Below are 21,646 nucleotides of genomic sequence, written 5' to 3'. Positions count from 1 at the left end.
AGAGTCATGGCTAAACGTAAAACCAGCCCGACCCTGCGGCGCATTCAAGGCCGGCTGATCGTCGCCATGATTCAGGCGCCGCTGGTCCTGCCGTATGACACACGTATGCGGGCAGTGGGTTGGCTGATGTCATCCGTCGCAGCGCCGCTTGCGGGGTATCGCAAACGGATACGGGAAAACCTCAGCCATGCGGTCCCGGACCTGCCCAAAGCCGAAGTCGAACGCCTATGCCGTGCCGTCCCGGCGAACACCGGCCGGATGCTGGTCGAGATTTCTTCGGGTCAGGAATTCATCGACCGGATCGCAGCCACCCCCATGACCGGGCCGGGTGTCGCCGATCTTGACACGGCCAAGGCGGAAAAACGCCCGATCATTGTCGTCAGCGGCCATTTCGGAAATTTCGATGCGGCTCGCTGTGCGCTCGCATTGCGCGGGCATGAAATCGGCGCACTTTATCGCCCCGTGGACGATCCCTACCTGGATCGCGCCTTCCACGATGCATTGACGGCGATCGCCGCCCCCGTTTTTCCGCGCGGTCGTAAGGGCTTGGGGCAAATGCTGCGATTTCTGCGCAAAGGTAATGCCTTGGCCATATTGCCGGATCAGCATGTAAATCGCGGAGCACCGCTGACATTCTTCGGAAAAACCGCGCTGACCTCGCTTTCAGCGGCCGATATGGCCCTGAAGTATAACGCACTACTCGTACCGGTTTACGGCATCCGCGATGGTGCAGGTTTCGACATCATCGCTGAATCCCCGATCCCGCATAGCGACGCGGAAACCATGATGCAGGCTGTCAATGACAGTCTGGAGGCACGTATTCGCGAAAATATGGACCAGTGGCTATGGATCCATCGCCGCTGGAAACCGGAACGTCAACGCAAAGCTTCTGCTGCCAGAATTTCACCCTGATTTTCTTCCTGCACCAGAACGACGACAGGATCTTCGCTGGACATCAGACGCGCTTCGATTTCCTGATCATCGTCGCCCGACCAAGTGCCGACCGTGGACCAGCCCGTGACAATATTGCGATAAGTGATCGTTCGTCCGGCATTTTCGCCCCGCGTGATCTCGACTGTTGCGGAAGGCAGATAGCTGACAATCTGAACATCGGCGGGTGTCTTGATCTCGCCCACCGGTTCAAGCCGGATGGTGACCATCGCTCCGTCGCGCTCGACCTTCATCCGCGCACGGACAGGGCGGCTTTCGTGCTTTTCAAGCGCCATCATGACCTTCAACGGATCGTTTCCGACAACATCGGTCACCCCATCCAGAATCATCTGCGGCGTGTAGATGGAATTCTTTCCGTTGGCATGAGCGTATGACTTTTGCCGTTTCGTGAAAGCCTGCGACCCGAAGATGTCTTTCCATCCGATATAGTCCCAGTAATCCACATGCAGCGCCAACGCTATTATCCCGTCAGCATCCGCCAATTCGGATAGCAACTCATCCGCCGGTGGGCAGGACGAGCACCCTTGCGAGGTGAAAAGCTCTACCACAATTGGATCAGCCGCCGCGCGGCATACACCTAGAACTGTAGCGGCTGCGAATATTGCGCCTATCGCGTATCGTTTCATTGCCATTGATATCGTTGTTGCTTCGGCAAACCTAAGACAGGACACGGACACAGGCCAATCACCTAAACGCGATGCACGATATCGTCAGGCCGAAGTGATGTATTAATGCGGATGTTTTCGGTGTGCAATCGCATACAATTTTACTGTAACCCTCTTGATCAGTGCCTCAGGGCGGGGCATATGAACCGCAGCGAAACCCTTTTCAGTCAGGGAGGCCATCTATGCCCATCACAGTCGGACATGACAGCTCCAAGACCCGCCGCAGCTTGTCGGCTGGCGGGAAACCTGTTGCCTATTACTCCATCGCAGCCGCCGAAGAGGCAGGCTTGGGTGATTTCAGCAAGCTTCCTGCCGCCCTGAAAGTGGTTCTGGAAAACATGCTGCGCTTCGAGGATGGCAAGACCGTCACCACCGATGACATCAAGGCCTTCTCCGAGTGGGCGAATAAAGGTGGCAAGAACCCGCGCGAAATCGCCTACCGCCCTGCCCGCGTGCTGATGCAGGACTTCACCGGCGTTCCCGCCGTTGTGGATCTTGCCGCCATGCGCGACGGGATCAAGTCGCTGGGCGGCGATCCCCAGAAGATCAACCCGCTGAACCCGGTTGATCTGGTCATCGACCACTCCGTGATGATCGACGAGTTCGGCAACCCGCGCGCGTTCCAGATGAACGTGGACCGCGAGTATGAACGCAACATTGAACGCTATACCTTCCTGAAATGGGGCCAGAGCGCTTTCAACAATTTCCGCGTTGTTCCGCCGGGCACCGGCATCTGCCACCAGGTGAACCTTGAATACCTCGCCCAGACCGTCTGGACGGATGAAGACCAGAACGGAGAAGAAGTCGCCTACCCCGACACGCTGGTCGGCACGGACAGCCACACCACCATGGTCAACGGCGCAGCCGTTCTTGGCTGGGGCGTTGGCGGGATCGAGGCCGAGGCCGCCATGCTGGGTCAACCGATCTCCATGCTCATTCCCGAAGTTGTCGGTTTTGAACTGACCGGAAAGATGGTCGAAGGCACCACCGGCACCGACCTGGTGCTGAAGGTCGTGGAAATGCTGCGTGAAAAGGGCGTTGTCGGAAAATTCGTCGAATTTTACGGCGCGGGCCTGGATCACCTGCCACTGGCGGATCGCGCGACCATCGCCAACATGGCGCCTGAATACGGCGCGACCTGCGGTTTCTTCCCGATCGACGCGGAAACCCTGCGCTACCTGGAAATGACCGGCCGCGACAAGGACCGCATCGCACTGGTCGAAGCCTACGCCAAGGAAAACGGTTTCTGGCGTGGAGATGATTACGCACCGGTTTACACCGACACGCTGAGCCTGGACATGGGCACAATCGTTCCAGCGATCTCCGGCCCGAAACGCCCGCAGGACTACATCGCGCTCGACAAAGCCGCGTCCGCGTTCAGCAAATACATCGAAGGCCAGCGCAACGGCGAAGACGTATCGGCCCGCGCCGAAGTGCGCTGGGAAGGTGAAGGCGGCACGCCAGAACCCACCGACATTCCCGGTGATTCCGGCTACCACAAGCGCGCTTATGTCCAAATGGGTGACGACAAGTTCCAACTGCATGACGGGTCCATCGTTATCGCCTCGATCACCTCCTGCACCAACACGTCGAACCCTTATGTCATGATCGGCGCAGGTCTGGTTGCCCGCAAAGCGCGTGCGCTTGGCCTGAACCGCAAGCCTTGGGTCAAGACCTCGCTGGCACCGGGCTCGCAAGTCGTGTCCGCCTACCTGGAAGCCGCGGACCTGCAGGAAGACCTGGACGCGATCGGGTTCAACCTCGTGGGCTACGGTTGCACCACCTGTATCGGCAACTCCGGCCCTATCGCGCCGGAACTGTCGAAAGCGGTCAATGACAGCGATCTGATCGCGACCTCTGTTTTGTCGGGCAACCGCAACTTCGAAGGCCGCATCAGCCCCGATGTGCGCGCGAACTACCTCGCCTCCCCACCGCTCGTAGTGGCCTATGCGCTGGTCGGTGATATGAATGTCGACATCGCCAACGACGTGATCGGCACGGACAAGGACGGAAATGACGTCTATCTGAAAGACATCTGGCCGACGCAGAAGGAAATCGCGGAACTGGTCGAAAAGACAGTGACCCGTCAGAGCTTCCAGGAAAAATACGCCGACGTTTTCAAAGGTGACGAAAAATGGCGTGCGGTCGAAACCACGGACAGTGAAACCTATGACTGGCCGGCAACCTCGACCTATGTTCAGAACCCGCCCTACTTCAAAGACATGTCCCCCGAACCGGGTGTCATTTCGAACATTGAGGGTGCGCGTGAACTGGCCATCCTCGGCGACATGGTGACGACCGACCACATCAGCCCCGCCGGTTCGTTCAAGGAAACCACGCCGGCCGGCCAGTATCTGGTCGAACGTCAGGTTCCGGTACGCGAATTCAATTCCTACGGGTCGCGCCGCGGCAACCACGAGGTCATGATGCGCGGTACCTTCGCCAATATCCGCATCAAGAACGAAATGCTGGACGGTGTCGAAGGCGGCTACACCAAGGGGCCGGATGGCGAACAGACCTCGATCTACGAGGCCGCGATGGCCTGGCAGGAACAGGGCGTGCCTCTCGTCGTTATTGGCGGCGAACAATACGGTGCCGGATCCTCGCGTGACTGGGCGGCCAAGGGTACCGCGCTTCTGGGCGTCAAGGCCGTGATCGCGGAAAGCTTCGAACGTATCCACCGCTCCAACCTGGTTGGCATGGGCGTCATCCCGTTCGAGTTCACCGGCGGCGACAACCGCAAATCGCTGAAGCTGACCGGCGAGGAAAACTTCACGATCACCGGGCTGGAAGGCGATCTGAAACCACTGTCGAACGTGCCCTGCACGATCACCTACGCGGACGGGTCGACCAAGGAAATCCAGATCAAGTGCCGGATCGATACGGCGATCGAGAAGGAATACGTCGAAAACGGCGGCGTGCTGCACTACGTGCTTCGCAACCTCGCCAAAGCAAGCTGATCTTGCACGCATTCCAGACGAAGCCCCGCCCGTCCGGCGGGGCTTTTTCGTTCAATTTCGGCTAATTGTTCCGATTGACCGGAAACCATGCTAGCGTAGCGTCACTTCAGCCTAGAGGAGATCACGGATGACCGTTTCTGCACTTCGACTGACAATTCCCGCTGCCGCCATGCTCGTGCTTGTCGGATGTGAGCCGCCCGCAGAGGTCGCTCCAGTCGATCCCGCAATGAAGATGGCTCAAATGGAAGACGCCTGCAAACAAGCCGCGGCGACCAATTTCGGACAGTCACCGGACAATGTCTTCGTGTATCCGGCACAGGAGAACGCGGGCTACTACACCGTGCCCGGCCAGTATCCGCCGCGCTCGCCCGTCGCGACAGGCTTCATCTGCTCCTTCGATGACACGGGGGCTTTGACAAGCGTCACGCTGAGCTGATCAATATTTCATTCTGAAGCCGCGCAGTTCGATCACGCGCTGCGCGGTTCTTGCGACATGGCAGGCCGATCCCGCGATCTGGCGCATGCTGCCATTGCCCCATTGCGCATAGGCAAAGCTGCAATCGGCATCCCGGAATACGATCCACGCACGTTGTGCCCGCAAAAGTGTGCCAGCCCGATCACCCCCATCCGCCTTGTCGGATGAAGCGGCTTGTGCCCGCACGTCCTTGTAGATCTGGTTTAGAAGCGTATCCCAAGCCTCGTTTTCACGCAGATTGCATTCAATCATACCAACGGTTGTCTGCCCGCTGTCCTGCGCCTGGCAGGTTTCGCTGATCGTGAAAGTGCAGGCTTCAAAGGCTCGCTCGGGCGCTGCATCGCCAAGGCAGTCGTTCAGTTCCTGGACATCTTGCGGCAACGCCTCCGCCAGGGCCGGATTGGTCGGCATGACAAGACTAGCGATCAATGGAAGGAACAGGACTTTGAACACGGCGCGGCTCGCTTTGAATGGGTTGCCGCGATGCTACCCCACCCGCCGCAATGCGCCAATGCTCAGCTTTCCGCAATGCGCCAGTGCTCAGCTTTCGGTGCCACGAAATCCGGTGGCCACGACGAATTTTTCAGAACTGTCCGCGCGGCTCGATGGTGGCTTAACATTCGCGACCTTGGTGAATTTCTGCTTCAGCAGCTTCTGCAGATCTCCTTCCGCGCCCCCCGCCAGGACCTTGGCGACAAAGGTCCCGCCTTCACTCAGCACATCAAAGGCCAGATAGGCTGCCGCTTCGCACAGTGCCACGATACGCAAATGGTCAGTTTGCTTATGCCCCGAACTTGCTGCGGCCATGTCAGACATCACCACATCGGCAGGCCCGTCGAGCCATTCCTTCACCAGATCATCCGCCCCGTCGGACAGGAAATCGAGTTGATGAATTTCGGCCCCGGGAACCGGATCGACCTCTTGCAGATCCAGCCCGATCACCCGGCCCTGCGCCTTGCCCTTCTTCTCACCAAGCGCATTGACGCGTTTGACGGCCACCTGACACCAGCCCCCCGGCGCACAACCGAGATCGACAACCCGCGCTCCGGGCACAAGAAAGCGATACTTTTCGTCCAGTTCCAGAATCTTGAACGCCGCGCGGCCGCGGTAACCTTCGGCCCGTGCCCGCTGCACATAGGGATCGTTCAACTGCCGCTCCAGCCAAAGGGTCGACGACAGCTTACGCCCCCGCGCCGATTTGACCTTTACGCGCAATTCCCGTTGTCCGCGCCCGCTTGTTTTCCGTGCCATTCTCAGCCCTCGAATTCCATCGTGTCGCGGCTGTCACTGAACAACCCGTCCGCGCTCATCTGGGCGTATAGCAGCCCCTCGCGCAGACCGCGATCCGCCACCGACAGTTTTTCGGTCGGCCACAGACGCAGCAGCGCCTGCAAGATCGCAGCGCCCGACATGATCAACAGATGCCGGTCACGTCCAATTCGCGGATCACGCCGCCGGCCTTCCGGTCCCAGCCGCAGATATTCGCGCACGACCACGTCGATCTGATCGGTGTTCATCTGTAAACCATCGACCAGTGTACGATCGTAACGCTTCAATCCAAGATGCGAGGCCGCAACGGTTGTAACGGTCCCGCTTGTGCTGACGATCTGGAAGCCCTCGCGCCCGTAAATCCGATGAGCGGGCGCGAAATCGACAAGGTTCTCTTCAAAGAACCAGCTCATCAGCGCGAATCGACCCGCATCGTCTTCGACATCGATAAATCGGTCACGAAGCGTCGCGACGCCGAACGGTACGGATATCCAGTCCACCACCTTTGCCCCGCCGGAACTGGCGGCAAAGCTGCCGCGGTGCATTTCCAGTATCGTCCGGGACCGGTCGCGCGGGGCCACATTGGACAGGTCGATCCAGACAAGCTCCGTGGATCCGCCACCAATATCGACGATCAGCAGCTGCTCGGATTCGGGCGAGACCAGCGGACCACAGCTGACTACAGCCAGCCGCGCCTCTTCTTCCGGCGTAATGACATCCAGGGACAGGCCGGTTTCGCGCTTGACCTGCGTGATGAACTGACCGGCATTTCGCGCGCGGCGACAGGCCTCGGTCGCCACCAGCCGCATATTGGTGACCTTATGCTGATCCAGCTTACGGCGACACACTCTGAGCGCCTGTATCGTGCGGCGGATCGAGCCACGCGAAAGACGACCCGTGGTCTCTAGCCCCGCGCCAAGTTGGACAGGCTTCGAAAAGCTGTCCACGATCTGCAGCTGACGCCCGTTCGTGCGCGCAATCAGCATTCTGCAACTATTCGTACCCAGATCGAGCGCCGCGTAGGCTTCGCTGGATACGTCGGGACGGTGGCGGGGCTCAACCGTCGGAGGGAGCGCCGCCACAGACCCGGAACGCCTGGGCGTCATGACCGCCCTCCATCTGTGGTTGATTTTAAAATAGTCCTCATCAAGGAATTGCGCAAGCGAGACGACTGACACGTTCACTGCGAATGACGGGACAGAACAGATTGAAGGGGCGACGAAGCACCGCAAGGCGCGCGCGGCACACGAAAAGAGCGGGACGCAGAGGCCCCGCCCGATAGATCATTCGGCTTTTTGCGCCTCGATCGAAATCATGACTTCGACCTCGTCCGATACATTCGGCGCGAACAGGTCCAGCCCGTAGTCGCTGCGCAGCAGTGTCGTCGTCGCATTGAAACCGGCCCATTCCGCACCAGCCATCGGATGCGTACCCGCCTGGTTCAGAACCGTATCAAGCACGACAGATTTCGTGACGCCGTTCAGGGTCAGGTCCCCGGTGATCAGCGCGGTGTCGTCGCCAGTGACCTCGATGCCGGTGGAGGCAAAATTGACCAACGCGGTTTCAGCATCCTCGCTGGCGGCGTCGAAGAAGTCGGGCGACATGAAATGGCCAGTGCGTTCATCCCAGCCCGTGATCATGGAACTGACAGGAAAGCTAACCTCGACAGACGAGGCAGCCGGGTCTTCCTGGTCGAACATGATCTCGCCCTCAAAACCCGAGAACATTCCGGTGGTGGTCGAAAAACCCAGGTGGTTGTAGCTGAACACGATCTGGCTATGGCTTGGGTCAAGCGTGTATTTCTCGGCTTCCGCCATCGCGGTCGTCGCCATCATTGCGGTGGCCGCAGCCGCCATCATCGTCAGTGAAGTCAGTTTCATCATTGTCTCCGGTTGGAATTTCATTTTCCTCGGCCAACTTATGGTAAAGTCGAGTGACAGCAATCCGGCATTGCGTCACATCTCCCCTTCGCAAATGCACAGTCGCGTGATCCGGTGCGCGCAACGACAGGCTTGTATCCCGCGCGCCCGCATGTATAAGGCCGCATCTTCCGCAATCGTGAACTCGGCGCAGTCTCTCGTGGACGGGCGCGGAAGTGTCAAAGCCCGCCCTATGAAATGCGCCCGTAAATGAAGGAGCTGACATGCCGCTATACGAGCATGTATTCATTGCGCGCCAAGACCTGTCGAATACGCAGGCAGAGGGCCTTGTCGAACACTTCTCCACGGTTCTTGCAGACAACGGCGGCAAAGTCGTTGACAGCGAGTACTGGGGCGTCAAGACGATGGCCTACAAGATCAACAAGAACCGTAAGGGCCACTATTCCTTCCTGCGTACCGACGCCCCCGCGCCGGCCGTTCAGGAAATGGAACGCCTGATGCGTCTGCATGACGACGTAATGCGCGTCATGACCATCAAGGTCGACGAGCATGAAGAAGGCCCGTCGGTTCAGATGCAAAAGCGCGATGAGCGCGAACGTCGTCGTTGATCTGCCTGAAGAAAGGACACTAACCCATGGCCGCTAAACCGTTTTTCCGTCGCCGCAAGGTTTGCCCGTTCTCCGGCGAGAACGCACCGAAAATCGACTACAAAGACACCAAACTGCTGCAGCGCTACATTTCCGAGCGCGGCAAGATCGTGCCTTCGCGCATCACTGCCGTTTCTTCGAAAAAACAGCGCGAGCTGTCCCGCGCAATCAAGCGCGCCCGCTTCCTGGCGCTGCTGCCCTACGCCGTAAAATAAGGAGACGAAGCAATGGAAGTCATTCTTCTGGAACGCGTCGCCAAGCTCGGTCAGATGGGCGAAGTGGTCAACGTCAAGGAAGGTTACGCTCGTAACTTCCTTCTGCCGCAAGGCAAGGCGCTGCGCGCGAACGACAACAACATCGCACGTTTCGAGACCGAGAAAGCTCAGCTCGAAGCACGCAACCTGGAAACCAGGAAAGAAGCTGAATCGCTTGCCGCCAAACTGGACGGTCAGCAGTTCATCGTGATTCGTTCCGCTTCCGACTCCGGCGCGCTGTATGGCTCCGTCACGACCCGTGACGCTGCCGATGCCGCAACCGCCGAAGGTTTCAGCCTTGACCGCAAACAGGTCGAGCTGTCGAAGCCGATCAAGGAGCTGGGTCTGCACATCTTGCATGTGCGCCTGCACCCTGAGGTCGAGGTCAACATCGAGCTGAACGTCGCCCGTTCGCCCGAAGAAGCCGAACTTCAGGCCTCGGGCAAGTCCATCCAGGAACTGGCCGCGGAAGAAGAAGCTGCTGCAGATTTCGAAATCGCAGAGCTGTTCGACGAAATCGGCGCTGCAAGCCTCGACGAAGATGCGCTCGACGTCGCACCTGAGTCCGAAGGCAACGACGAGGACGAAGGCGACAAATAAGTCGTCTCAATCCCGAAATTGAAAGGTCGCAGGAGCTTCTCCTGCGACCTTTTTATTTGGCGAGCACATCGTGCCAGTCAGGGTGTCTGCGGAACTGCGCGGCCGCGAATGGGCAAAGCGGAGTGATGCGAATACCGTCGTGTCGCGCGTCCTCGACCGCGCGGGCTACCAGCGCCACACCGACGCCCTGACCGCGAAAGTCGTCCGGAACGCCTGTGTGATCAATGATGATCTGCGACTTGCCGAGCTTGGAGAACGTCAACTCTGCCTCCGGTCCATCGGGATCGGGACGATACACATAGCGCCCCTTCTGGTCGCTGTCTTCGCGGCGGATTTCCATATTCAGCTCCTGCTGTGGTGGAATTGAGGACACAAAAGCACCAAGTTAACGTTAAGACAAGAACGCCAATCCGGAGGTCCCATGTCCCGCCCCCTTCTCGCGCTGCTTGGATGCATCGCCTTGACACTTGGCCCCAGCGCCTGTGCGCAATCAGGCGATCCGGTACAGCAAGGTCGACCGAATGTCCCCGAGTTCGCCCCCGCCTTCCCTGAACAAACCCGCGCACCGGCCGTGCGTAGCAGTTATACCCTGCAGACCACAGCCTTTGCCACGGGGCTGGAGCACCCGTGGGGGATCGCGACATTACCTGATGGACAGGGATTCCTGGTGACCGAACGTCCCGGCCGAATGCGGCATGTCGGCATGGATGGCAGGGTATCCGATCCGGTCACAGGTCTGCCGGAGGTGTTCGCACGCGGTCAAGGCGGGTTGCTGGATGTCGCGGTAGGACCAAATTTCGTATCTGATCGCAGGGTCTACTGGGGTTATGCAAAGCCGATGGGCAATGGCACCTCTGCGACCGCAGCGGCCCGCGGCGTGCTGAACGAAGATCTGTCGAGCCTGTCACAGGTCGAAGACATATTCGTGCAGCAACCACCATCACCCACTTCCAAGCATTACGGATCGCGGCTGGTCTTTGACGGGGCGGGTCAGCTGTTTATTACCACGGGCGAACATTCCTCGGCGTCGGAACGGGTTTTTGCGCAGGATCTGGATAAGAGCTATGGCAAGGTGATCCGCATTACACCGGACGGCAACGTCCCGAACGGCAACCCCTTCGCGTCGCGCGAGGGTGCCTTGCCGCAGATCTGGTCCTACGGCCATCGCAACATCCAAGGGGCCACATGGCATGACGGGCAGCTTTGGACCATCGAGCACGGCCCTAAAGGTGGCGACGAGTTGAATATTTCCGAAGCTGGGCGCAATTTCGGCTGGCCCGTTGTCAGCTATGGCGAAAACTACAGTGGAACGCCCATAGGCAACGGTGAACCGCGTGCTGAGATGTTTGAAGAACCGCTATACTACTGGGATCCTGTGATCGCGCCTGCGGGCATGACATTCTATCAAGGTGATGCGTTCAGCGACTGGAATGGCGATTTGCTGATCTCCGCGCTAAACCCCGGCAGTCTGGTGCGGCTGGAACTCACCAATGGACGCGTCACCGGCGAAGAACGTCTGCTGACCGATATCGGGCGCGTGCGCGACATCGAATTGCTGGCGGATGGCCGCTTCCTTCTGGCTATCGACGCCGGGCGCGGGTCACTTCAACTCGTGTCACCAACGAACTGATAAAAAACGAAAAAGCCGCCTTCGCGGGCGGCTTTTCTCGTTCATCTAGAAGCTTATCATTCAGCCGGGTGCTGCGGCCGCTCAGAGCGAGCGAGCAGCTTTCGCTCCTCCCATCGGAGAAACGCGAAACCTGCGCCGACAATGGCAAACAGGGCGACCGGGACACCAATCTCAAACAGGGTCATCTGTCACTCCTTTCCTGAGCCTACCCAGAATATAGTGCGCAATGATGTGAAATGCGAGTCCGGAGCCACCCCAATACCATGACAGCGGCCCCAGTTGCGCAGGATCGGCAGTCATCGGACGCAGGATCGCGAAACCGATCAGACCCAGACCAATGGCGTTGGTGAAGCCGGCAAGCAGCTTCACCCGTTCGTTATAGGCATGCAGGGGATCGCGTCTATATCGTGCCATCCCCTGCCCTCTAAGCGATTACTCGTCGTCCAGCGCGTCAACTGCGGACTTCAGATCGTCCTTGTTGACTTCTTTTTCTTCGATCTCGGCCAGTTCGAACACATAGTCGACGACCTTGTCCTCGAAAATCGGCGCGCGCAGCTGCTGCTGCATCTGCTGGTTCTGCTGGATGAATTCGAAGAACTGACGTTCCTGACCCGGATACTGACGCGCCTGGTTCATCACGGCTTGCGTCATTTCCTGATCGGTAACTTCGATCTCGTTCTTGCGGCCCAGCTCGGCCAGCAGCAGCCCAAGACGTACGCGACGTTCGGCGAGCTTGTTGTGCTCGTCCGACGGCTCGATCTTGTCGTGGTCATGGCCCTGATGGTCAGGGTTTTCTTCGTGCCACAGCTGGTGGGCGATCTGGTCGGCCTCAGCCTTGACCAGCGACGGCGGCAGATCGAAGGAAACCTTCTCGTCCAGCGCGTCAAGCAGCTTGCGCTTGAGAACCGCACGCGAGGCGCCAGCATATTCGGATTCAAGACGCTCGGCGACTTGCTTTTTCAGGGCATCCAGATCCTCGGCACCGAATTTCGTGGCTAGCTCGTCGTCGATTTCAGCGGCTTTCGGCGCTTTGACTGCCTTGACCTTACACTCGAACACGGCTTCTTTCCCGGCGAGGTTTTCAGCCTGATACTGTTCCGGGAAGGTCACTTTGACTTCTTTTTCTTCGTCAACCTTCACGCCAACCAGCTGCTCCTCGAAACCGGGGATGAAGCTGCCGGATCCCAGAACGAGCGGGTAGTCCTCGGCGGTCCCACCTTCAAACGCTTCGCCATCAACCTTGCCGACGAAATCGATGACCACCTGATCGCCATCTTTCGCTTTGGAGCCCTTGCGACGATCTTCGAAGTTCTGCGCGTTCTCGGCGAGGTTGTTCAGTGCCTCGTCGATATCGGCGTCATCAGCCTTCGCAACCAGCTTTTCCAGCTTGATCGATTTCAGATCAACTTCCGGAATTTCGGGCAGCGCTTCGTATTCCAGCGAAACTTCAACATCGTCACCCTCTTTCCAGTCCTCATTGGTCATTTTGACCTCGGGCTGAAGCGCGGGGCGGTCACCGGATTCTTCAAAATGCTTGTTCATCGCGCCGTCGACGCTTTCCTGCATCGCTTCGCCCAGAACACGCGGGCCGAACTGCTTCTTCAGCAGCGCCATCGGAACCTTACCCTTGCGGAAGCCCTTCATCTGGACTTCGGGCTGAGCCTCCAACAGCTTCTCGTTGACTTTCTCTTCGAGCTCGGCAGCGGTCAGCTTGATCTGATAGCCGCGCTTCAGACCTTCGTTCAGAGTCTCGGTTACCTGCATTTGGTATTCCCCATAGGATTCGAGGCGCGCAAAGGCGCACCGGGCAAATTTGCTGCCTTCTATTTGTCCAGCAGCGCCAGTGCAAGGGGGATGGTCAGTGTTTCCTGCCAAATCGCCATGATCGGACGGGGCGTGGCGACGACGCCCCGCACCGGTTCAGAACTTCACGCGCATACCGAACAGAAGCGCGTTCGCATCTTCATAGGAGGTATCGTCTTCATCGAACTGATAGGCACGGTAGGCCAGATAGATCTGGGTATTCGCTTCATCGAAGTCCTGGCTAATGCCGATGCCAAGAACTTCGGATGTGGACCCGTCGGATACAAAATCAGTGCCTTGATAATAGTCGACTCCGAACGAAGTCTGCCCCCAGTTGACAAGATCTCTGTCATAGCCAAGCTTGCCATACCCATACTGGCCGTCATTTTCGCGGCTACCTGCAGAGAACGCGATGTTAAAGCCGGACTGGAACTTGACCGCAACCGAACCGAAGGTGTCGTCGGTATCGCCATCTTCACCGTCGCGCCGCGAGAAGCCGATCCCGCCCTGCACTTCGATGCCATTAAATTCCTGCCCGTATTTCAAAGCGATGGCGTAGTAATCGTCGTCATTGGTTTTCGACAGAACCTCCTGCCCTGCAGCAGACGTTCGGGATCTCGTAGCTTCGTAAACTACCGCAGATGGATGACATTTCTAATACCAGGCTATATCGACGGTTTTTGACATACCACCATGGTCTTCGCCCGGTTCTCAGGACGTTTCGCATGACAGATGACACAGATGTAACCCCGTCGCCGGAACTTGACCGGATCGACAATGCGATCCTCGCTGTTCTGGCGGTCGAGGCGCGGATATCCATGACCGAACTGGCGCAGCGTGTCGGTCTGTCCAAGACCCCTGTCATTGCGCGGATGAAGCGGCTGGAGCGCGAGGGCTACATCACCAGCTACCGCGCACAATTGTCCGCCAAACGGCTGGGACTGGACCATGTGGCCTTCATCGAAATGCGGCTGAGCGACACCCGCGAGGCGGCGCTGAGCGCCTTCAACAAGGCGGTGCAGAAGATTCCCGAGATCGAGGAATGCTACATGATCGCGGGTGGCTTCGATTACCTACTAAAAGTCCGCACACGCGACATCCGAGAATACCGCCGGGTGCTGAGCGAAGGCATCTCCACCCTGCCCCATGTCGCGGCGACCTCGACCTATGTGGCGATGGAAGCGGTGAAAGACAGCGGTGTGAATACGCTATAGCCCCAGCCGGATAAACAGATCGGGCAGCATTTCCGGAATGTCTTCCGCGATCAGGCCGGGGCCGAAATCCCGCGCGGCTTCGGCATGCAGGTAGGCGCCCAGATGCGCGGCCTCCATCGGTGAAAAATCGCGTGCCAGCAACCCCGCTATGATACCTGATAATGCGTCCCCCGCGCCCGCAGTAGCCAGCCACGGCACAGCGTCCTCGCCCGTCGCATGGTGTTCGTTGACATGACCTGCCGGATCGCTGATGCGTGTGACAGCACCTTTCAGCAAAATGACGCAGCCGGCCTTCTGCGTGGCACGGTGTAACGCCTGTCGGAGTCGGACGGGATTGTCCGGAGTGCGGCGCATCTCTTCTGCTTCGACCGGGAACAGGCGCATGAATTCGCCCATATGCGGGGTCATCACACAGCGCGGATGCAGGCGCGACAAAAGCTGCACCGGGTCGTCCGCGAAGGTGCTGAGTCCGTCCGCATCCAGCACGGTGGACCGCTCCGCCCGCAATGCCGCCCTGACCAGATGCCTGGCGTGCTCACCGCGGCCAATCCCCGGACCGATGCAGATCGCGTTGATGCGTGGGTCTTCCAGACGCTGGTCCAGCTCCGGCGCACCATCAATCTGTGTCAGCATGATTGCGTTCAGCTGTGCCGCATTCTCGATCATCGCAGCCGACGGGCATCCGAGTGTGACCAGCCCGACGCCCACACGCAACGCGCTACGAGCGGCGATCCGCGCGGCACCACCCTTGCCCACACCACCCGCCAGAACCAGAACATGCCCGTGATCGAATTTGTGCTGGTGCTGTTTCTTGGCCAGCCGCGCGACGAGCGCGGGCGAAATGGATGATCGCGCGCACGTCATAGCCCGATATCCGCGACGATGACGTCAGCCCCTTGCCGAGCGATTTCTGCATGCGCTGGTTTCGGCGCATGGAAAGTCACGACCAGATCGGCAGGAAAGGCTGCCTTGCCGAGCACCACCGCCCCGTCTGCGTCCCAACCGCTGGGCACATCAACCGCAACCTTGCGCGCGGACGGCCCCATTGTCCCGAACACATCGCGCACATCGTCGGACAGCCCCCTCGTCAGACCGATGCCGAACAGCGCATCGATCACCAGATCCGCGCGCCCAAGGGCATGAGGCGCTTCTGTTAATGGACGTGACACATCGCCCAGTTGCTGGAAATTCGCCAGCGCATCGGGCGGCAACCGTTTCGGATCACCCATCGAAAACACCTCCACGGACAGCCCCCTCTCGCGCAGCAGCCGCGCGATCACATAGCCGTCGCCGCCATTATTCCCCGGCCCTGCAAGGATCACGACGCTGCCTTCTCCCCCAGAGAATTCAGGCCATTTCGCGAGAATCGCCTGTGTCACGGCCAAACCTGCCCCCTCCATCAACAGCTTACCGCTCATACGGCCCGAAGCGATTGCATCGCCTTCAAGCGCGCGCATCTGTTCAGCCGAGATCACATCCCGCATCCGTTGCCCGTCGAGCGTTTTCATTCTGCCCATTTATTATTCACTTCGCCCATTTTTTAATACTACCACGCTGGATTCGCGGACGCTCACCCCACCACGACACCCTAGCTAATTGTAGCGCGCGGATGAAAGTGGTCTCAACCGGACGACAGCAGTTGCGCGAGGAGACGACGCATGAAGAAGATCGAGGCGATCATCAAGCCGTTCAAGCTGGATGAAGTCAAAGAGGCGCTGCAGGAGATAGGCGTTCAAGGTCTGTCCGTAGTCGAAGTAAAAGGCTTCGGTCGCCAGAAGGGCCATACGGAACTTTATCGCGGTGCCGAATATGTCGTCGATTTTCTGCCGAAGGTCAAAATCGAGGTCGTTCTGCCAGACGACCAGTTGGACGGCGCAATCGAAGCAATCCTTAACGCCGCGAAAACCGACAAGATCGGCGACGGCAAGATCTTCGTCTCCACTGTCGATCAGGCGATCCGTATTCGGACGGGCGAAGAAGGCGACGCCGCACTCTGATCCACAAGATCACCAGTTGGGGCGATGAGGAGAGCCCCGCAATATTTCACCTAGTAGAAGGGATTACAGGTCAATGAGCAAAGAAGCTGTTCTTAAGACCATCAAGGACGAGGATATCGAGTACGTAGATATCCGTTTCACCGATCCGCGCGGCAAGCTGCAACACGTCACGGTCATGGCCGATCAGGTGGACGAAGATTTCCTTGAAGAAGGATTCATGTTCGATGGGTCGTCCATCGCTGGCTGGAAGTCGATCGACCAGTCCGACATGAAACTTTTGCCGGACACCGAAAGCGCCTATATCGACCCGTTCTATGCAGAGAAGACGCTCTGCCTGCACAACACCGTTGTGGAACCTGACACGGATGAACCCTATGATCGCGACCCGCGCGGCACTGCCGAAAAAGCCGAGGCCTATCTGAAGTCCAGCGGTATCGGCGATCAGGCCTTCTTCGGTCCGGAAGCGGAATTCTTCCTGTTCGACGATGTGCGTTTCTCGGTCGAGATGAACAAGGTGTCCTACCAGGTGGACGCGCTTGACGGCGCCTGGAACTCCGACACCGAGTACGAGATGGGCAACACCGGCCACCGTCCGGGCATCAAGGGGGGCTACTTCCCCGTGAACCCGATCGATGACGGTCAAGACATCCGGTCCGAGATGCTGTCAACGATGAAGCGTCTGGGTATGAAGGTCGACAAGCACCACCACGAAGTGGCCTCGTGCCAGCACGAGCTTGGGCTGATCTTCGGCCCGCTGACCAAGCAGGCCGACGAGCTGCAGAAATACAAGTACGTCATCCACAACGTGGCACAGGCCTACGGCAAGTCGGCAACTTTCATGCCGAAACCGATCGCAGGCGACAACGGCACCGGCATGCACGTCAACATGTCGATCTGGAAAGACGGCAAGCCGCTCTTTGCCGGCGATAAATACGCCGATCTGTCCGACGAAGCCCTGTGGTTCATCGGCGGCATCCTGAAGCATGCGAAAGCGCTGAACGCCTTCACCAACCCGTCGACCAACAGCTACAAGCGTCTGATCCCGGGCTTCGAAGCTCCTGTTCTGCGCGCCTATTCTGCACGCAACCGTTCGGGCTGTGTCCGTATTCCATGGGCCGAGTCCCCGAAAGCCAAGCGTGTCGAAGCCCGCTTCCCCGATCCGTCTGCGAACCCGTATCTGTGCTTCTCGGCCCTGCTGATGGCCGGCCTCGACGGGATCAAGAACAAGATCGATCCGGGCGAAGCATCCGACAAGGACCTGTACGATCTTCCGCCGGAAGAACTGGCCGGCATCCCGACTGTCTGCGCATCCTTGCGCGAAGCGCTGGAAGAACTGGAAGCCGATCACGAATTCCTTCTGGCAGGCGACGTATTCACCAAGGACCAGATCGAAGGCTATGCCGAACTCAAATGGGAAGAAGTGTACGCCTATGAGCACACACCGCACCCGGTTGAGTTCAAAATGTACTACAGCTGCTAGGGCAGTCCAGAGTTACCTCCAAAAGGGCGTCCCATCGGGGCGCCCTTTCTGTTGAGAGCCTTCACAATATTGACATGCCCCACGCTGCGGATCGGGTTCGTCAACCCCGACCAGAGATCTATTCCGCGGCGACTTTGCGCGGCTTGAGCATCGTTTTCAGATAGTGCCCGGTATGGCTCTCTTTCGCCTCGGCAACGTCTTCCGGCACGCCGGTCGCGACGATACGACCGCCGCCATCCCCACCTTCGGGACCGATATCGATAATCCAGTCCGCCGTCTTGATCACATCCAGATTGTGCTCGATCACGACAACCGTATTGCCTTGCTCCACCAGCTCGTGGAGCACTTCGAGTAGTTTCTTGACGTCTTCGAAATGCAGGCCCGTCGTCGGTTCATCAAGGATATACAATGTCCGGCCGGTCGACCGTTTTGACAACTCCTTCGACAGCTTGACCCGTTGGGCTTCGCCGCCAGACAGCGTCGTCGCCTGCTGGCCGACCTTGATATAGCCAAGCCCCACCCGCATCAGCGCATCCATCTTCTCACGGATGCTCGGCACCGCCTTGAAGAACTCCTGCGCGTCCTCGACGGTCATATCGAGCACATCTGCGATGGATTTACCCTTGAACCTGATCTCCAGCGTTTCGCGGTTGTAGCGCGCACCATGGCAGGTTTCACATTCCACATACACGTCCGGCAGGAAGTGCATTTCGATCTTGATGACACCATCGCCCTGGCATGCCTCGCACCGGCCGCCCTTCACGTTGAAGCTGAACCGCCCCGGCTTGTAGCCGCGCGCTTTGGCTTCCGGCAACCCCGCGAACCAATCGCGGATGGGCGTGAAGGCACCGGTATAGGTCGCGGGGTTGGATCGAGGGGTGCGCCCGATGGGCCGCTGGTCGATGTCGATCACCTTGTCGAGATATTCCAGCCCCTTGATCGTTTCACACGGTGCCGGAGTTTGCCGCGCACCGTTCAGCTTCATCGAAGCCGTCTTGAACAATGTCTCAATGGTCAAGGTGGACTTACCGCCGCCGGAGACTCCCGTGACGCAAACAAACTTGCCAAGCGGGAACTCGGCATTGACCTCTTTCAGGTTGTTGCCCGTGGCCTTGACAACTTTGACCGATTTCCCGTTGCCGAGGCGGCGCTCTGGCGGAACGGCGATTTCGCGCCGTCCGGCCAGATAGTCGCCCGTCACACTGTCCGGTGTGGCCATGATGTCCGCAGGCGTTCCCGCAGCGATGATGCTGCCGCCATGCACACCGGCACCGGGGCCGATATCGAGCACATAATCGGCCTCGCGGATAGCTTCTTCATCATGCTCAACGACGATCACGGTGTTGCCCTGATCGCGCAGGTTTTTCAGCGTGCCGAGCAGCCGGTCATTGTCGCGCTGGTGCAAGCCGATGGACGGCTCGTCGAGCACGTAGAGAACCCCCGTCAGCCCTGACCCGATCTGGCTGGCCAGCCGGATACGCTGGCTTTCGCCCCCTGACAGCGTCCCAGAATTGCGCGACAGCGTCAGGTAATCCAGCCCGACATTATTCAGAAAGCCCAGCCGCTCGCGGATCTCCTTCAGGATCGCGCGGGCAATTTCGTTTTTCTGGACGCTCAAACTGTCCGGAACGGTTTCGCACCACGCATAGGCCTCCTTGATCGACTTCTCGACCACCTCGCCCACATGCAGCCCGGCAATCTTGACGGCCAGTGCCTCCGGCCGCAGGCGGTAGCCGCCGCAGGTGTGGCAAGAGCGGTTGTTCTGGTAACGCTCGAACTCCTCGCGGACCCAGTTGCTGTCCGTTTCGCGGTAGCGGCGTTCCATGTTCGGGATGATGCCTTCGAACACGCGCGTGACCTGATAGACGCGCCCGCCCTCGTCATAGCGGAACTGGATTTCCTCATCGCCCGACCCATGCAGGAACACCTGCTGCACATGCGCGGGCAGGTCCTTCCACTTGGTGTTCTTGTCAAATTCGTAATGCCGTGCGAGCGCCTCGATCGTTTGCAGGAAATAGGGCGATTTGCCCTTCCGCCACGGAGCCAGCGCGCCGTCATACAGCGTCAACTGCTGGTCCGGCACGACAAGACGTTCATCGAAGAACAATTCCACGCCCAGCCCGTCACAATCTGGGCAAGCACCCACGGGCGCGTTGAAGGAGAACAGGCGAGGCTCGATTTCGGGAATGGTAAAGCCAGACACCGGGCAGGCGAAGTTTTCGCTGAAGGTCGTGCGTTCCGGCTCCGGCGTGTTACCTTCATCGTCAGGCCGAGGCGCAGATTCAAACAGAGCAATCCCATCGGCCAGATCCAGCGCGGTCCGCAAGCTGTCGGCCAAGCGGGTTTCCAGCCCCTCGCGCACGACGATCCGGTCAACCACAACGTCGATATCATGGCGGAACTTCTTGTCCAGCTTCGGGGGCTCGTCGAGTTCATGGAAGTCGCCATCCACCTTGACCCGCTGGAAGCCCTGCTTGCGAAGTTCCAGCATTTCCTTGCGATACTCGCCCTTGCGGTCACGGACGATGGGCGCAAGCAAGTAGCCGCGCGTGCCTTCCTCCATCTCCATGATCCGGTCGACCATGTCCTGTACCTGCTGCGCTTCAATGGGCAGGCCAGTGGCGGGACTATAAGGCGTGCCCGCACGCGCAAACAACAGCCGCAGGTAATCGTAGATTTCGGTGACCGTACCGACCGTGGATCGCGGGTTCTTGGATGTCGTTTTCTGTTCGATGGAAATGGCAGGCGACAGCCCCGATATGTGGTCCACATCGGGCTTTTCCATCATGTCGAGGAACTGCCGCGCATAAGCCGACAGGCTTTCGACATAGCGCCGCTGCCCTTCGGCGTAGATCGTATCAAATGCGAGAGAGGACTTGCCCGACCCCGACAGCCCGGTGATCACGACCAGTTCATCACGCGGAATATCCACGTCAATGTTTTTCAGATTGTGCTCGCGCGCGCCGCGCACCTCGATTTTCTTCAATTCGGCCATCTGGTCACCTCCGACAGGGTCACGGGCAATCTATCGAAGGTAAGATGAGTCTCCAATCGAAAAAGGTGAACAAATGGTGAACTTATGCACCCACCATCTTAACTGCCGCAGCTCTCAGCTTTACAGGCGCACGGGCTGCACCGATCAGGCGGCCTGTTTTTCCATGTCGTTTACCAGCGCCGCATATCCACCAGCGGACAAGAACGCCGTTTCCGCCGGTGTGTTGTTACGACCCAGTTCGACATTGCGATGCGGGAAGCGTCCGAAACGGCGAACAACTTCACGATGGGCACGGGCGTGCAGTATATTCGACTGCCCTTCCACTCCCATACGCTCCCTCATCAGGCGCACACAACGGTCCTGATCCGTCAGACATTCCGAGTGCATCAGTGGCAGATAGAAAAACTGGCGCTCGGGTCCATCAATACGCTTGTCCCAGCCTTTCTCGATTGCCTTCTTGGCAACACATCGGGCCAGCTTGTCCGTCGCGTAGGATTTTCCGTCACCACGAAACATGTTGCGCGGGAACTGATCGAGCAGGATCAGCAATGCAAGTGTGGCGCGCGGCGTCGACGTCCAGCCTAGATGATCCTCTTCCTGCGCCTCCAGCCAAAGTGCGCCGTATCGTTCCGTGATTTTCCGGTCTACGTCGTCATTCCGGATGTACCAACCACGGGGACCGACATCTTCCAGCCAGAAGGCCAACAACTCTTCAGCGTTACTCATGGGCCTTTCCTTCCTTACAGGTCCCCCAACCATGTCTGGAAACTGTCACAAATCGCGTTAGTTCCGACAAGTCTGTAAAACCGAACTTTTTGTTACTGTT

The 21,646-nt window shown here is 58.8% G+C and carries 23 protein-coding genes and 1 pseudogene; 10 read left to right on the top strand and 14 right to left on the bottom strand.

Annotated features, from left to right (window positions below; genetic code table 11):
* The first annotated feature begins 6 nt into the window (after window positions 1-6).
* A complete protein-coding gene (locus FPZ52_RS04165) occupies window positions 7-912 on the top strand; it encodes a lysophospholipid acyltransferase family protein (RefSeq protein WP_146364002.1) in 906 nt (301 codons plus the stop codon).
* On the opposite strand, the gene FPZ52_RS04160 is transcribed toward FPZ52_RS04165, so the two are convergent.
* Window positions 876-1,577, bottom strand: coding sequence for a DUF1223 domain-containing protein (locus FPZ52_RS04160; RefSeq protein WP_146364000.1), 702 nt, complete (start codon window positions 1,575-1,577; stop codon window positions 876-878). The two genes, FPZ52_RS04165 and FPZ52_RS04160, sit on opposite strands and share 37 nt — an antisense overlap.
* 221 nt (window positions 1,578-1,798) lie before the next feature.
* On the opposite strand from FPZ52_RS04160, the gene acnA reads away from it, so the two are divergent.
* Window positions 1,799-4,576: an aconitate hydratase AcnA gene (gene acnA / locus FPZ52_RS04155; protein WP_146363998.1), complete on the top strand. Its 2,778-nt coding sequence runs from the start codon at window positions 1,799-1,801 to the stop codon at window positions 4,574-4,576.
* Window positions 4,577-4,703: 127 nt separating this feature from the next.
* A complete protein-coding gene (locus FPZ52_RS04150) occupies window positions 4,704-5,012 on the top strand; it encodes a hypothetical protein (protein WP_146363996.1) in 309 nt (102 codons plus the stop codon).
* Here the strand turns inward: FPZ52_RS04150 and FPZ52_RS04145 are convergent, their stop codons facing one another.
* The 4 genes from FPZ52_RS04145 to FPZ52_RS04130 form a co-directional block, all read right to left on the bottom strand.
* A complete protein-coding gene (locus tag FPZ52_RS04145) occupies window positions 5,013-5,504 on the bottom strand; it encodes a lysozyme inhibitor LprI family protein (protein WP_146363994.1) in 492 nt (163 codons plus the stop codon).
* An 87-nt stretch (window positions 5,505-5,591) separates the two neighbouring features.
* Complete coding sequence (locus tag FPZ52_RS04140) at window positions 5,592-6,302, bottom strand: RlmE family RNA methyltransferase (protein ID WP_146363992.1); 711 nt, start codon at window positions 6,300-6,302, stop codon at window positions 5,592-5,594.
* 2 nt (window positions 6,303-6,304) lie between these two features.
* A complete protein-coding gene (locus FPZ52_RS04135) occupies window positions 6,305-7,426 on the bottom strand; it encodes a Ppx/GppA phosphatase family protein (RefSeq protein WP_146363990.1) in 1,122 nt (373 codons plus the stop codon).
* Between the two features lie 177 nt (window positions 7,427-7,603).
* The gene (locus tag FPZ52_RS04130; protein WP_420851699.1) at window positions 7,604-8,200 is read right to left on the bottom strand and encodes a YceI family protein; all 597 of its coding nucleotides are present in this window, start codon (window positions 8,198-8,200) and stop codon (window positions 7,604-7,606) included.
* Between the two features lie 263 nt (window positions 8,201-8,463).
* Here FPZ52_RS04130 and rpsF point away from each other — a divergent pair, with 263 nt between their 5' ends.
* The 3 genes from rpsF to rplI are packed head-to-tail and all read left to right on the top strand — an operon-like array spanning window position 8,464 to window position 9,701.
* On the top strand, window positions 8,464-8,808 hold the full coding sequence (gene rpsF / locus FPZ52_RS04125; protein ID WP_146363986.1) for a 30S ribosomal protein S6: 345 nt from the start codon (window positions 8,464-8,466) through the stop codon (window positions 8,806-8,808).
* 26 nt (window positions 8,809-8,834) lie between these two features.
* Window positions 8,835-9,062, top strand: coding sequence for a 30S ribosomal protein S18 (gene rpsR, locus FPZ52_RS04120; protein ID WP_146363984.1), 228 nt, complete (start codon window positions 8,835-8,837; stop codon window positions 9,060-9,062).
* Between the two features lie 12 nt (window positions 9,063-9,074).
* Window positions 9,075-9,701 (top strand): 50S ribosomal protein L9, encoded by a 627-nt coding sequence (gene rplI / locus FPZ52_RS04115; protein ID WP_146363982.1) that lies wholly within the window; start codon window positions 9,075-9,077, stop codon window positions 9,699-9,701.
* A 52-nt stretch (window positions 9,702-9,753) separates the two neighbouring features.
* On the opposite strand, the gene FPZ52_RS04110 is transcribed toward rplI, so the two are convergent.
* Window positions 9,754-10,041 (bottom strand): GNAT family N-acetyltransferase, encoded by a 288-nt coding sequence (locus FPZ52_RS04110; RefSeq protein ID WP_146363980.1) that lies wholly within the window; start codon window positions 10,039-10,041, stop codon window positions 9,754-9,756.
* 81 nt (window positions 10,042-10,122) lie between these two features.
* Between FPZ52_RS04110 and FPZ52_RS04105 the strand changes: the two genes are divergently transcribed.
* Entirely contained in the window at window positions 10,123-11,331 is a 1,209-nt protein-coding gene (locus FPZ52_RS04105) for a PQQ-dependent sugar dehydrogenase (protein WP_146363978.1), read from the top strand.
* Window positions 11,332-11,387: 56 nt separating this feature from the next.
* Here FPZ52_RS04105 and FPZ52_RS19375 read toward each other — a convergent pair whose 3' ends face one another.
* The 4 genes and pseudogenes from FPZ52_RS19375 to FPZ52_RS04090 all read right to left on the bottom strand — a co-directional run.
* A complete protein-coding gene (locus tag FPZ52_RS19375; RefSeq protein WP_276617444.1) occupies window positions 11,388-11,516 on the bottom strand; it encodes a hypothetical protein in 129 nt (42 codons plus the stop codon).
* Window positions 11,503-11,745 (bottom strand): hypothetical protein, encoded by a 243-nt coding sequence (locus FPZ52_RS04100; RefSeq protein ID WP_146363976.1) that lies wholly within the window; start codon window positions 11,743-11,745, stop codon window positions 11,503-11,505. Before FPZ52_RS04100 ends, FPZ52_RS19375 begins: the two co-directional genes overlap by 14 nt.
* Window positions 11,746-11,763: 18 nt before the next feature.
* Window positions 11,764-13,095: a trigger factor gene (gene tig, locus FPZ52_RS04095; protein WP_146363974.1), complete on the bottom strand. Its 1,332-nt coding sequence runs from the start codon at window positions 13,093-13,095 to the stop codon at window positions 11,764-11,766.
* 156 nt (window positions 13,096-13,251) lie between these two features.
* A pseudogene (locus tag FPZ52_RS04090) lies at window positions 13,252-13,749 on the bottom strand (porin); the annotation flags it as partial.
* Window positions 13,750-13,859: 110 nt separating this feature from the next.
* Between FPZ52_RS04090 and FPZ52_RS04085 the strand changes: the two are divergent.
* Window positions 13,860-14,348 (top strand): Lrp/AsnC family transcriptional regulator, encoded by a 489-nt coding sequence (locus FPZ52_RS04085; protein ID WP_146363970.1) that lies wholly within the window; start codon window positions 13,860-13,862, stop codon window positions 14,346-14,348.
* On the opposite strand, the gene FPZ52_RS04080 is transcribed toward FPZ52_RS04085, so the two are convergent.
* Together FPZ52_RS04080 and FPZ52_RS04075 are read right to left on the bottom strand one after the other, a co-directional pair.
* Window positions 14,343-15,212 (bottom strand): NAD(P)H-hydrate dehydratase, encoded by an 870-nt coding sequence (locus FPZ52_RS04080; RefSeq protein WP_146363968.1) that lies wholly within the window; start codon window positions 15,210-15,212, stop codon window positions 14,343-14,345. The genes FPZ52_RS04085 and FPZ52_RS04080 overlap by 6 nt on opposite strands.
* Window positions 15,209-15,865, bottom strand: a complete 657-nt coding sequence (locus FPZ52_RS04075) for an NAD(P)H-hydrate epimerase (RefSeq protein ID WP_146363965.1) — start codon at window positions 15,863-15,865, stop codon at window positions 15,209-15,211. The genes FPZ52_RS04080 and FPZ52_RS04075 overlap by 4 nt, the downstream gene beginning before the upstream one ends.
* A gap of 141 nt (window positions 15,866-16,006) precedes the next feature.
* Here FPZ52_RS04075 and FPZ52_RS04070 point away from each other — a divergent pair, with 141 nt between their 5' ends.
* Together FPZ52_RS04070 and glnA are read left to right on the top strand one after the other, a co-directional pair.
* Window positions 16,007-16,345: a P-II family nitrogen regulator gene (locus tag FPZ52_RS04070; RefSeq protein ID WP_146363963.1), complete on the top strand. Its 339-nt coding sequence runs from the start codon at window positions 16,007-16,009 to the stop codon at window positions 16,343-16,345.
* Window positions 16,346-16,418: 73 nt separating this feature from the next.
* Window positions 16,419-17,825, top strand: coding sequence for a type I glutamate--ammonia ligase (gene glnA / locus FPZ52_RS04065; RefSeq protein WP_146363961.1), 1,407 nt, complete (start codon window positions 16,419-16,421; stop codon window positions 17,823-17,825).
* Between the two features lie 118 nt (window positions 17,826-17,943).
* Here the strand turns inward: glnA and uvrA are convergent, their stop codons facing one another.
* Both uvrA and FPZ52_RS04055 read right to left on the bottom strand, forming a co-directional pair.
* Window positions 17,944-20,820 carry an excinuclease ABC subunit UvrA gene (gene uvrA, locus FPZ52_RS04060; RefSeq protein ID WP_146363959.1) on the bottom strand — a complete coding sequence of 959 codons (2,877 nt, stop codon included), beginning with the start codon at window positions 20,818-20,820 and terminating at the stop codon, window positions 17,944-17,946.
* Between the two features lie 144 nt (window positions 20,821-20,964).
* The gene (locus FPZ52_RS04055) at window positions 20,965-21,546 is read right to left on the bottom strand and encodes a DUF924 family protein (protein ID WP_146363957.1); all 582 of its coding nucleotides are present in this window, start codon (window positions 21,544-21,546) and stop codon (window positions 20,965-20,967) included.
* Window positions 21,547-21,646 lie beyond the last annotated feature (100 nt).

The sequence above is a fragment of the Qingshengfaniella alkalisoli genome (assembly GCF_007855645.1).
GTDB lineage: Bacteria > Pseudomonadota > Alphaproteobacteria > Rhodobacterales > Rhodobacteraceae > Qingshengfaniella > Qingshengfaniella alkalisoli.
This window is presented reverse-complemented; position numbering and strand designations above follow the sequence as displayed.